Below are 11907 nucleotides of genomic sequence, written 5' to 3'. Positions count from 1 at the left end.
TTCTGCCTTCTGCCTTCTGCCTTCTGCCTTCTGCCTTCTGCCTTCTCCACCCTTGACACCTGCTCTGGTCGAGCCTTAAACTCTCTAAGTTGACCATTTCGGTCGGAATTGTCAGTTATGCCAGAGACCCCCAGATTCACCCTGATCCTGCTGCTCAGCCTGCTGCTTTTGGCTTTCAGCTTCGCCCTTTCCGTCAGCATTGGGGCTGCGCGCATTCCTTTGATGGAAGTGTGGTCTCTGGTGTTTCAACCCTCAGACGAACAAAACAGCCTGATCGTGCACACCCTGCGCCTGCCCAGAGCACTGGTCGGTGTGCTGGCTGGAATCGCACTGGCCCTGTCTGGAACGATTCTGCAATGCGTGACCCGCAACCCTCTGGCCAGTCCGGGACTGCTGGGCGTGAATGCCGGGGCTGCACTGGCTTTGCTTTTGATGGTGGTTTTCTTCCCTGCCCTGCCCGCCTTCCTGTATGTGCCTTTTGGCTTTCTGGGTGGACTTCTGGCGGCTTTGCTGGTGTTTGGACTGACCAGCAGTGTGGGGTTTTCACCTTTAAAGCTGGCTCTGGCAGGGGTGGCAGCCAGTGCCCTGTTCACTTCTGCCGCCAGCAGCTTGAAAATCCTGTTCGAGCAGCAAGCGCAAGGGGTGATGTTCAATCTGGCGGGCAGCATTGCTGGGCGCAACTGGGAACAATTCCACATGCTCTGGCCGTGGGTGCTGGTGGGTGGCATCCTGACCTTCATTTATGCCAACCGTCTGAATCTGCTGGCTCTTGGCGAAGAACTCGCCACTGGACTGGGCATCAAAACCCGTTTGAACCAGTTGATGCTGACCCTGCTGGCTGTTCTGCTGGCTGCCAGCGCAGTCAGTGTGTGCGGTCCGATCAGCTTTGTGGGACTGATGATTCCCCACATCACCCGCAAACTGGTGGGGGTGAACCACCTGATGGTGGTTCCGGTGGCAGCGGTCCTCGGGGCGACACTTGTGACCCTTGCAGATGTGGCTGCAAGGCTGATTGACTTCCCAGCAGAAACCCCGGTGGGCATCCTGATTTCCGCCATTGGTGCACCGTTTTTCATCTATCTGGCCCGCAGTGTCAAAAGGATGGCTTCATGACCGCCCGCACTTCTTTGTACCTGATTGGACTGACCCTCCTGATGGTGCTGCTCGGAGTGGTGGCCCTCGGACTCGGGACCGTTCCAGTTCCGGTGCTGGAGGTCTTTCACAGTTTCACCGGACAGGCCGAAGAGCTTTACAGCCGCATCGTGCTGGAACTGCGCCTCCCGAGGATCCTCACTGCTGCCCTGACCGGAGCGATGTTTGCGGCTTCTGGAACCCTGCTGCAAGGGGTGATCCGCAACCCTCTGGCTGCCCCGGACGTGATCGGGGTGAATGCAGGTGCAGCTCTGGCTGCTGTGCTGGTGTTGCTGGTGTTGCCTGCCTCACCTTCATGGCTTTTGCCGTGGGGGGCTTTTGCAGGGGCATGGGTCGGGTTTGCCCTCACTTACCTGCTGTCCCGCATGAATGGGCAGGTCAGCCCAAACCGCCTTGCTCTGGTGGGCATTGCGGTGGGTGCAGCTCTGGGCAGTGCAGAGCAACTGATTCTGGTGCGTGCCCCGGACGGGGTGGGGCAGGCCCTCACCTTCCTGAGTGGCACCATTTACGGGGCAGATTACATCCGTTTCTACCGCCTGCTGCCTTGGGCTGCTGTTCTGCTGCCCCTCGCTTTGCTCCTGAGCCGTTACGCCAACCTCCTGAACCTTGGCGATGACAATGCGATCAGTCTGGGTGTGCGTCTGGAACGGATGCGTCTGGTGCTGCTCACGGTGGCTGTGGGTCTCGCTGCTGCTGCCGTAACTGGAGCCGGTCTGCTCGGGTTTGTGGGTCTGGTGGCCCCCCACATGGCCCGCCTGATGGTGGGACCCCAACACCAGAACAGTTTGCCGGTCAGCATGCTGCTGGGTGCCCTGCTGGTGATTGGTGCAGACACCCTCGGGCGCAGCATTTTGCCCCCCATCGAGATTCCAGCAGGTCTGCTCACGACTTTGATCGGTGCCCCTTACTTCCTGTACCTGCTGAAGAAAAACCGCTGAGGAGATCTGAAAATGAAAAAACCCTTTGCCCTTGTCGCCCTGTCCCTGCTTTCCATTGCTCAGGCCCAGACCTGCTCTGGTCGTTTGATCCAGCATGCCATGGGTGAAACCTGCGTGCCCCAGAGTGTCAAACGTCTGGTGGTGCTGGACACCGGAGAACTGGACAGTGCTCTGGCCCTTGGCATCAAACCTGTGGGTGCGGTGCAAGCGGTGGGTGGCTTTCCTTCCTACCTGAAAGACCGCACAGACGGCATCGTTGCTGTGGGCACCATTGCCGAACCCAACCTGGAAAAAATCCTGGCCCTCAAGCCCGACCTGATCCTGAGCAGCAAACTTCGCCATGGGGCCATCTACAACCAGCTTTCCAGAATTGCCCCCACGGTGATGGCCGAAACCGTGGGGGTGGTCTGGAAAGACAACCTCAAACTGAATGCGCAGGCGCTCGGGAAAATGAAACAGTACCAGTTGCTGATGAACAAGTACAACCAGCGCATTTTGCAAATCCAGAGCCAGCTCAAAAAAGCACGGGTGCAAACCACCATCAGCATTGTGCGTTTTGTGCCCGGTCAGACCCGCATCATGCTGAAAGACAACTTCATCGGGACCATCCTGAGTGATGTGAAGTTGCCCCGTCCCAAAAGCCAGAACAAAGCTGGATTCATGGACGTGGCCACCCCGGAAAGCATTCCCCTGATGGACGGACAGTACCTTTTCTACAGTGCTTACGGCCCACAGGAAGCCACCTCCATGAAAGATTACCTGCAAAGCCCCCTCTGGAAAAACCTCTCTGCGGTGAAAAATGGCCGGGTCAGAGAAGTCAACGACGACCACTGGTTCCTGGGCATCGGCATTCTTGCTGCCAACAAGGTGCTTGATGACCTGAACCGCATCTTTGACAGCAAATAAAGGACACCTCCCTTGAGCGACCTCAGCACCAAAAACCTGCACCTGTCTTACGGCAACAAAGCCATCATCGAAGACCTCTCGGTGGACCTCCGTTCTGGGGGGGTCATCAGCCTGATTGGACCCAACGGCAGCGGAAAAAGCACCCTGCTCAAATCGCTGGCCCGCCTGTTGCCTCCGCAAAAAGGCAGTGTGCTGCTGGACGGCAAAGACATCCAGAAACTGCCCACCAAACAGGTCGCCCAGAAACTCGCCATCCTGCCCCAGAGCCCCACCGCGCCTGAAGGTCTGACCGTGGAAGAACTGGTGTGGTTTGGCAGGCACCCCCACCAGAAACTGCTCTCTGGTCGAAGCAAAGAAGATCAGGAACTGGTGCAGTGGGCCATCGCCCAGACCGGCATGACCATTTTTGCCAAGACCCCTCTGGAAAACCTCTCGGGGGGCCAGAGGCAACGGGCATGGATCGCCATGAGTCTGGCTCAAGGCACCCCTTTGCTGTTGCTGGATGAACCGACCACCTATCTGGACCTCAGCCACCAGTTGGAGGTGCTGCAATTGGTGGGTCGCTTGAACCGCGACCAGAGCAAAACCATCCTGATGGTGCTCCATGACCTGAATCAGGCGATCCGTTACAGCACGCAAATTGTGGTGGTCAAAGACGGCAAGGTGCACAGTCAGGGCGACCCTGCACAGATCATGACCCACCAGCTTCTGCACGAGGTGTTCGGCCTGAAAGCCCACATCATCGAGGACCCAGATACAGGGAAACCGCACATCATTCCTTACGGCATTTCACGGATGGTCTGAAGCGGTGGGTTTGAACAGGCAGGGACCCCATCCCAGAGCTGACATTTGTCACCTTTTGCACCTGACGTTCGGCCCTTAAAATGTGACCCAAGTCGCAGTAGGATGCAGGCATGAACACCCTGATCCGGCGCTCCCCTCTGGTGGCCTTCTTTGTGCTGGCCTTGCTGATCACCTGGGTTTTTCAAATTCCAGCCCTGATGCTGGCCCACCAGAGCAACCTGACTCTCGGCAACGAAGCGAACTTTCAGCATTTTGTGTCCCTGTTGCAACCTGCTGCACAGATGGATGGGATGCTGCCCTACCTGCTGTTCAGGCTGGGGGCAGGTCCCCTGATCGCTGCCCTGTGGGTCACTTTTGCCCTTGGTGGAGGGGAAGCCGTGCAAAACCTGATCCAGAGGAGTTTGCTCTGGCGGGTTTCTGCAAAGCATTACGCACTGGTGCTGCTGATTCCTCTGTGCATGGCTGGGCTCAGCTTGCTGTTGGGACTGCTTGGTGGCGTTCAAGGGCTCAAACCGCTTTTGCAATGGAGCAGCTTTCCCTTTTTCCTGCTGTACATGGTGGTGTTCACCGGTTTTGCCGAGGAGGTCGGCTGGAGGGGCTTTGCGCTGCCTTGCCTGCAACGCAGCATGTCTGCGGAAAAAGCCTCGTGGGTGCTGGGGGTCTGGTGGGCGGTGTGGCACTTTCCTTTCATGCTGTACTTCAACCGTGACATGCCCATCATGGCGAACCTGTCGTTGCTGGCCGCTCTGGTGATGACCACCATCGGATGGACCCATGTGAACACCTTCCTGTACAACACCACCCGCAGTGTCTTCTTGATCGCTCTGCTGCACGGTCTGGGAAACACCTTGCAGTCTTATCTGGTGCTGTCCACAGGCAACATGCTGGCCCAGACCGCTTACAGCCTGATCCCATGGGCCATCGCTGTGTTCCTGCTGAAAAAATACGGTTCAGAGAACCTGTCCAGCCGTCCCAGAGCCGTCCTGAACAAATGGGGCATTGAAGAGGATGGGAAGCCTCTGGTGAACACGCCAAAACACGTCCATGCCTGAAGGGCATCAACCATGCTCCAATCATGGGCCACCTTTTAAAGTGCATCCATCAAAGCAGGAACCCTGCTGCATGAAAAGGATGGACCCATGAAAAACACACACCTGTGGATTGGACTTGCCCTGTTTGCCCTGCCCCTGAACGCCCAGAGCACCAAAACCCCCACTGCACAGCAAAAAGCCAGCAAAGGCTTCGTGACCGGAAAAGTGGTGGATGCCTCTGGAAAACCGATCGCAGGCGCACAAATCATTGCCGACAACACCCTGTATTACAACACCAACGCCATCGGTTACACCAACGCCAAAGGGGAATACCGTCTGGATGTGCGGCAACCTCTGGGCACCTGGAACATCACCGCCAAATTGCTGCTCAAATATGAAGGTGAACGCATCGAAATTGACCTGATCCCTCAAAACGATCAGGTGGTGGCCGGAAACGTGGGAGGGGTGCGCAATTTTGTCTTCAAACCTGCCGACACCACCTACGGCAACCTCGGGATGGTGAACGTGCGGATGGCTCTGGGCTTCTACCCCGAGGTGGAGCGACTGAAAGTCACCCTGAAACCTGTCGGCACCCTTGCAAACGGCACCAAAGGCAAAACCATCGAGGCCAAACTGGTCAGCACCGGAGACGGGTACATCGTGAAAAACGTGATGTATGGCACCTACGATGTGACGGTTGCTCTGGACGGCAAGACTTTGTTTGTGAGAAAAGCGGTGAGTGGTGGGCCTTCTCCGGCTTACCAGAAAGCTTTCCGGGGCGGGTTCTGGAAGGATTTCTATTCCCTGAGACCTGTGATGTTTCTGGAGGTCAGCGACGACGACTGCCCGGACATCTTGCAGGAATGTCAGGGGAAATGAACCAGAGTGCTCTGGACTGGATGGACTTTCGAAAAATTGTTCCTTACAATAAACCATGAATCCAGAAATGTTTTACACGTACTTGACCAAAGCCCGCCGTCTGTTGTGGGACAGCCTGCGCAGCCTTTCCGATGAGGAGCTTTCCAGAGCCACCCTTCCAGGCGATGGTCCACGGTGCCTCAAGGATCTGGTGTTCCATGTGGCCATTGTGGAAGACGCTTGGTTCAGGCAGGACATGCTGAAACAAACCCCCGTTTACGATGCTCTGGGACCTGAAATCCGTTCTGCAGACCAGTACTGGCATCACGAACACCAGCCTCTGGAAGAACTTTTGTCTTACTGGGAGGCCGTGGAATCCGACACCTTGCAACGCTGGCCCGAGTTGATGTCCCTTGCAGACACCGAAACCCGCATCAAAACGTTTGACGACAGACCCGAAACCATGAGCGCAGAAGAAGTCCTCTGGCATGTCATGCAACACGAAGTGCGCCACACCGCCCAGATGGTGCAAATGATCCGTTTGCTGGGCCATCAACCTCCATCTCTGGATTATGCGTTCTTGATGGCCCGTTGAATTTTTGCTTCTGAGGCAAGGAGACGAGGAGGGGTTATGCTTTCAGATCCTTGCTCAGAAAAGTAAACCGTTTACAGTTCACAGCAAGCAGATGCTCTGCGTTGCCCGCTGTGAACTGTAAACTTTGAACTGTAAACTGATAAACCAACATGGCCCTGCAATCCTGCTGTCACATGCTTCAAAGGTCGTAACGAAGTTCGGTGCTGTAACGCGTTTCGTTCATGTCCTGCTTCCAGTACCCGAGCACGTAAGCCCGTTCAGGGGTCAGGCCTTTTTGCAGACCATGTTCACGGAGGGCTTTGACCAGCGTGGATTCTCCTGCAACCCAAAAGAAAGTGCCTTCTGGAAAGGAGGCCCTTTTGACCTGTTCGATCACATCTTGCTGGGTCTGGCCTTTGTTTTGCAAAAACCAGTGGATCTGCACATCCGCTCTGGTTTGAACAGGCTGGATTTCCTGCGCGTCTGGCACAAGCATGAAGACTTCGGCGCTGGATCCCTCTGGCAGGCTTTCCAGCGTGACCATCAGGGCAGGCAAGGTGCAGTGGTCTCCGGCCAAGAGGTAGTGGGGAGCAAGCTGAACGTAAGTGCTCCCTTTGCCCGGAGGGATGATGCCCACGGTTTCCCCCACCTTTGCCCCCTCTGCCCACTGTGAAGCGATGCCTTTGCCATGCAAGACCATGTCGATGTCAATTTCTTGCTGCTCTGGACGGTAATGCCTCAGGGTGTAGGTGCGCATGGTGGGACGCACACCTTCTTTCGGCCAGAGGGGTTTGCCCGTTTCATCCTGGGTGGGCCACTCTGGGGTGACCCCGCAGGGAGGAATCAGGAGTTTCAGGTGGGTGCCAGAGTGGAAGTTTTCCAGCTCTGGTCCGTGCAGGGTGATCCTGCGCATTCTGGGGGTGAGGTGCTGCACACCTTTCACTTGCACCACCCGGAGGTCCCACAGGCGCATCATTTCACCGATTTGAGGATGGCGTCACTGAGGTCCTGAACCATCTGGCGGTCGGTGTTGGGGCCAAGCCACGGGCTGTAAGCCGGGTAGATGTAATTCACCAGATGCCCTTTGGACTGCTTGAGCAGGTTCTGGCTCTCTTTGACGCTCTCGATGGTGTCTGAAACCCCGTTGGTGAAGGGCACATGGATGACCAGCGTATCCGCAGGCACTTTCACAAGGGTTTCTTTGGAAAGCGCGTACACGCCCACCAGTCCGCCATCGTCTTTGATGCCCTCTGGGAAGTTGTAGGTGAAGCCCAGAGCCCGCATCACGTTGGCCACGCGGTTTCCGGTGTACAGGTAGTCGGTGCCCGAGGCGAAGCTGCACACCACCATGAATTTGCTGTACTTCTTGAACACCCCGGCTTTTTGCAGTTGGTTTTTGGCGTCTTTGACTTTGCGGTTGTAGTCGTTCAGGAACTGTTTGGCTCGGGCTTCTTTGCCGCCCAGCTTGGAAAGCTCGGTCATCGCGGATTTCCAGCCGTCTGTACGGTCGGTGCTGAAAGACACGGTGGGGGCAATCTGGCTGAGTTTCTGGTAATCCCCGAGGCCCTGCCAGTACAGACGGATGATCAAATCGGGCTTGAGTGCCATCAGGGTTTCCATGTTGGGGGTCATCCAGTTGCCCACGTAGGTCACGTTGTTCATGTTGCCAAAACGGAAAAAGGTCTTGTCGAGGTTCTTGATGTTGACTTTGCCGTTTGCGCCCACATCAGAGGGCTGGATGCGTGGCGAACCCACCCCGATCACATTGAGTTTGAGGGCGAAAGCGATGTCCAGCATTTCTTCGCTGATCACCACCACCCGTTTGGGGTTTTTGGGAACCACGGTGGTGCCTTCGTCGTGTTTGAGGGTGACGGTGCTCTGGGCCAGAGCAGCACCAAAGAGCAGGGGCAGGGTGAGCAGAACGGATTTCAGGCTTTTGTGCAACATGGGGGTCCTCTGGAAAAAAGGGGGCCTTCCAGCATGAAAATGCTGGTTCAGGAGAGCAGGATTGTGGAGAACAAAACCATCCACCCCTCATACCTGAGTGGTGTGGTCGGATTTACGTTGCCACTATAGAAGATCAATCCCGAGCTGTCAACTCGGAATTACGTGTGGCCCTGAACATCACACATTTCGGTATTCGTACAGGGAGAATTGGGCCATTTCTTTGCCAGAGGGTTTTTCCAGCGACACAAAACTGCCTGCACCGACCTGTCCCACATCCACCACCATCACCTGCGTCCCTGAGAACACCTCGATCCAACGGCCATCCACAAAAAACCACACATCCCGACCTGCCAGAGGACCCCGATGCTGGTTGACCCGCACTTCTTGCTGCTGAAGGTCAAACTCCACAAGAACACCCGATTCTGCTGGAGAGGTGCAATGAAGGCGCACCCGAACCATGCCCCCATCTTCAGGAAGTTGCATCCGCAACAAATACGCCTGTTTGAGCAGCAAAAACACAGTGGGTTGATGGTGGATGGGGGCATTTTCATAGGAGGCGTAACGGTCCAGATACCCCGGATACACCGCAGGCAACACCTGCAAGGTCCCCTCCTGCACCTCCAGACGGGCAGGCAAAGAAAGCGTCAGATGCCCCTCCAGAGAGGCCATCCAGCCCTGAAGCATTTGCTGTCCACGCGAGGAAACCACCACAGGTTGCCTGAGGGGCTCCCCCACCTGCAACACCTGCGAGTGCTCCCACAAAAACCGACCCTCACGAAAAGAACCCAGCAAGGCATAGGTGGTGCGTGTCCCCGGCGAATGGTACAAGAGCACATGCACCCCATCCACTTCCAGCAAACAGGGATTGTAATGCAAATCTTGCGTGTCCTGCTCGGGCAAAACGTAGAGTTCTCCTGTGGACACCCAATGGTCCGGGGTGTGCATGCGGTACGCCACAAAAGCCACCCTCCCCGAGGGGAACACTGCCGTCATCAGGCAATAGATCTGGTCCCATTCGGTGTAAATGCAAGGCCCTGTGATCAGTGTGGGAGCAGGTGAGCGGGCCACCCACAAGAAACTGGGAGACGAAAGCAGGTTCCAATGCCCGTCAGGTTGCCGCACATGCAAAGAGACCACCGACCTCTGGTGCTGGATCGACACCCCGAGCACATGCGCCTGCCCCTCATGCTCGAAAGCTGCCCCAGACCAGAGCCTCTGGGGGGTGCGGGCCTCCATCCGGTCTGTTTTTTTGCGCCAACGGATCAGGTCAGGGCTGCCGTAAATCTCCCAGCCCATCTGGTCTGATGTCTGGTGAAAACACAGGTGCTCTCCCTGAATGCGGGCCACCAGAGGACGCGTGTCCAGAGGGTGTGAAAAAACCGCGTGGTATTTGGGTTCCGCCATGGACGCTGACCTCTCAGACTGCATGTTTCCCCTCCTGATGTTCTGTGTGGATTCTGCTCCTCCAGCCAGAATTCCCCTCTTGCCTGGAGGGGAGTTCTGCTTCAAGGAAAGGGAGAGGTCCCTTAAGGGATGCATTTCAACCTTTGACGCTGCCTGCCATCATGCCGCGCACAAAGTACCTCTGGAAGCCCAAAAACACCACCAGAGGAATCAGCATGCTGATGAAAGCTCCAGCCGTCAGCAGGTTCCACTGGGTCTGGTAGGTGCCCAGCATTTGCAAAATGCGCTGGGGCAAAACCATGTATTCCTGCTTTTCGCCCATGAAGACCAGAGGCACCAGCACACCGTTCCAGACCCACAAAAACTGAAAGATTGCAAAGGAAGCCAAGGCAGGCAAGGACAGCGGAAACACAATCTTGTTGAACACCGTGAAGTGCGAAGCCCCATCGATGAACGCCGACTCGAAGATGTCTCTGGGGAGGGTGGAAATGTAGTTGTAGAGCAGGTAAGTGGCCAGTGAAAGGCCGAATCCAGTGTTGGCCAACCACACCCCGAGGAAAGTCCCGTTCAGGCCCAGCACATTGTAATCTTTCAGCACGGGAATCAGGGCAATCTGGAAGGGCACCACCAGCAAAGCCACCACCACTGTGAACAGAAATTGGCTGGCTGGCAATCGCATCCAAGCAAAAGCGTAAGCGGCAATGGCTGCCAGAAAAATTGGAATGACCGTGGAGGGAATGGTCATGATGATGGTGTTCATCACCGACTTCAGAAGCTGAATGTCCCCTTCGTTGCGGTCCAGATTCACTTGCACCTGATCCAGACCCAACCCGAGCACAATGCGGTAATTGTCGAGGGTGAGGCGCACCTTCTCGGGGTTGAACAGCACCGTCCACCAACCCGAGCCGTTCACGTCGTCCGGTGGGCGAATGGAGGTGATGAGAAGCCCCAGTGTGGGCAAAGTCCACAGCAAAGCCAGCACGACCAGCACGGTGTAAATCAGCACAGACCCGAGCAAACGGTACTCTGGGCTTTTCTTGCGGGCCTTGACGCCCTTTTGCTGAATGGTGAATTTGGAAGGTCCAGAGGTGCCCATCAAAAACCTGCTTTCTGGTGGCTGCTGCGGAATTCACGCACGTTGTAATACACCACAGGGAGCACGGTCAGCAGCAGCACAATGGCAATGGCCGAGCCTTTGCCAAAATCTCCCGCTTCGAACATCTGGCGGTACTGCTCGTTGGCAATCACCTGCGTTCCGAAGTTTCCTCCGGTCATGCCCAGCACGATGTCGAAAATTTTCAGGGTGAAAATGATGATGGTGGTGGTCACCGCAATGATGGTTCCCCGAATGTAAGGGATGGTGACCTGAAAGAACGATTGGATTTCGTTTGCTCCATCAATGCGGGCCGCTTCCAGCAACTCTGAAGGCACCCCTTTGATGGCCGCCGAGAAAATCACCATGGCATAACCCGCCTGCATCCAGATCAGGATCACCACCAGAAACAGGGTGTTCCAGGGCTGCAAAATCAGCCACGGTTGCGGAACCTCTCCGACAGAAGTGAGGAGGGCATTCAGCAATCCAATCTGGGTCTCTCCTGGCTGAAAGTGGTACACGAAACGCCAGATCACTGCGCTGCCAATCATGCTGATGGCCATCGGCAAGAAAATCAGGGATTTGATGGTCACCTCAAACCACGGATGGGTGCGGTCTGCCAGAGTGGCAATCACCAGTCCAGCCACCACGCTGAGTCCAGAGCCCACCACCAGCCAGATCAGGTTGTTTTTGAAGCTCTCCAGCATTGGACCACTGGTGAAGGCATACAGGTAATTTTCCAGACCAATAAATGTCCCAGAGCCGTCAAAGAAACTCAGGTACAGGGTTCGGAAAGTGGGAATCAGCAGGTAGTAGGCCAGAATCAACAAAGCCGGGCCAGCAAAAATCCATGGGACGACCAGCCCTCGCCAGCGTTCCTGCAAACTTTCGGTGATCATGTTGGCGAGGTAAAAAAGCACCCAGATGCCCAGCACGCCCCACAGAATGGAGGTGAGGAAAATGGCCCACTCTGGTGCGTCACCCGCTTTGAGGAACACAAAAATCCGTCTGAAAAATTCCAGAGCAAGCACCATCAAGACCCCATACAACAAGAGGTTTTTCAGGTTGGCGGGTTCGCCTTTGCTCTGGGGGAAAGCCTGCTTTGTGGCTTTCCGTTTTTTGGGGGTTTGATGCATTGTGGTTCTCCTGTTGTGCGTCAGAAAAGGAACTGGTGGAGGGGGTACCCCCCACCAGTTCAGA

Annotated in this window: 12 protein-coding genes; 7 read left to right on the top strand and 5 right to left on the bottom strand. The window is 56.0% G+C overall.

The features are described from left to right. Positions 1-117: 117 nt before the first annotated feature. The 7 genes from Q371_RS15765 (at position 118) to Q371_RS15735 (ending at position 6284) form a co-directional block, all read left to right on the top strand. Positions 118-1113 (top strand): FecCD family ABC transporter permease, encoded by a 996-nt coding sequence (locus Q371_RS15765; protein WP_034341994.1) that lies wholly within the window; start codon positions 118-120, stop codon positions 1111-1113. After that, complete coding sequence (locus Q371_RS15760; RefSeq protein WP_034341993.1) at positions 1110-2090, top strand: FecCD family ABC transporter permease; 981 nt, start codon at positions 1110-1112, stop codon at positions 2088-2090. The genes Q371_RS15765 and Q371_RS15760 overlap by 4 nt, the downstream gene beginning before the upstream one ends. 12 nt (positions 2091-2102) lie before the next feature. Further along, on the top strand, positions 2103-2996 hold the full coding sequence (locus Q371_RS15755) for an ABC transporter substrate-binding protein (protein ID WP_034341992.1): 894 nt from the start codon (positions 2103-2105) through the stop codon (positions 2994-2996). Between the two features lie 12 nt (positions 2997-3008). Continuing rightward, positions 3009-3800, top strand: coding sequence for an ABC transporter ATP-binding protein (locus Q371_RS15750; protein WP_034341991.1), 792 nt, complete (start codon positions 3009-3011; stop codon positions 3798-3800). A 110-nt stretch (positions 3801-3910) separates the two neighbouring features. Next, positions 3911-4852, top strand: coding sequence for a CPBP family intramembrane glutamic endopeptidase (locus Q371_RS15745; RefSeq protein WP_034341990.1), 942 nt, complete (start codon positions 3911-3913; stop codon positions 4850-4852). Positions 4853-4939: 87 nt separating this feature from the next. Then, on the top strand, positions 4940-5710 hold the full coding sequence (locus Q371_RS15740) for a carboxypeptidase-like regulatory domain-containing protein (RefSeq protein WP_034341989.1): 771 nt from the start codon (positions 4940-4942) through the stop codon (positions 5708-5710). Positions 5711-5765: 55 nt separating this feature from the next. Beyond that, the gene (locus tag Q371_RS15735) at positions 5766-6284 is read left to right on the top strand and encodes a DinB family protein (protein WP_034341988.1); all 519 of its coding nucleotides are present in this window, start codon (positions 5766-5768) and stop codon (positions 6282-6284) included. A 178-nt stretch (positions 6285-6462) separates the two neighbouring features. Here Q371_RS15735 and Q371_RS15730 read toward each other — a convergent pair whose 3' ends face one another. The 5 genes from Q371_RS15730 to Q371_RS15710 form a co-directional block, all read right to left on the bottom strand. Continuing rightward, positions 6463-7239 carry a siderophore-interacting protein gene (locus Q371_RS15730; RefSeq protein ID WP_034341987.1) on the bottom strand — a complete coding sequence of 259 codons (777 nt, stop codon included), beginning with the start codon at positions 7237-7239 and terminating at the stop codon, positions 6463-6465. Beyond that, positions 7236-8210, bottom strand: a complete 975-nt coding sequence (locus Q371_RS15725; RefSeq protein ID WP_157442748.1) for an ABC transporter substrate-binding protein — start codon at positions 8208-8210, stop codon at positions 7236-7238. Before Q371_RS15725 ends, Q371_RS15730 begins: the two co-directional genes overlap by 4 nt. A gap of 177 nt (positions 8211-8387) precedes the next feature. After that, positions 8388-9638 carry a glycoside hydrolase family 32 protein gene (locus tag Q371_RS15720; RefSeq protein WP_157442747.1) on the bottom strand — a complete coding sequence of 417 codons (1251 nt, stop codon included), beginning with the start codon at positions 9636-9638 and terminating at the stop codon, positions 8388-8390. Between the two features lie 112 nt (positions 9639-9750). Continuing rightward, on the bottom strand, positions 9751-10710 hold the full coding sequence (locus Q371_RS15715) for a carbohydrate ABC transporter permease (protein ID WP_084571469.1): 960 nt from the start codon (positions 10708-10710) through the stop codon (positions 9751-9753). Beyond that, positions 10710-11843 carry a carbohydrate ABC transporter permease gene (locus Q371_RS15710; protein ID WP_211253851.1) on the bottom strand — a complete coding sequence of 378 codons (1134 nt, stop codon included), beginning with the start codon at positions 11841-11843 and terminating at the stop codon, positions 10710-10712. Before Q371_RS15710 ends, Q371_RS15715 begins: the two co-directional genes overlap by 1 nt. Positions 11844-11907 lie beyond the last annotated feature (64 nt).

This window comes from Deinococcus misasensis DSM 22328 (assembly GCF_000745915.1).
GTDB lineage: Bacteria > Deinococcota > Deinococci > Deinococcales > Deinococcaceae > Deinococcus_C > Deinococcus_C misasensis.
Note: the sequence above shows the minus strand (reverse complement) of the source record. Positions and strands in the feature narration are given on the sequence as shown.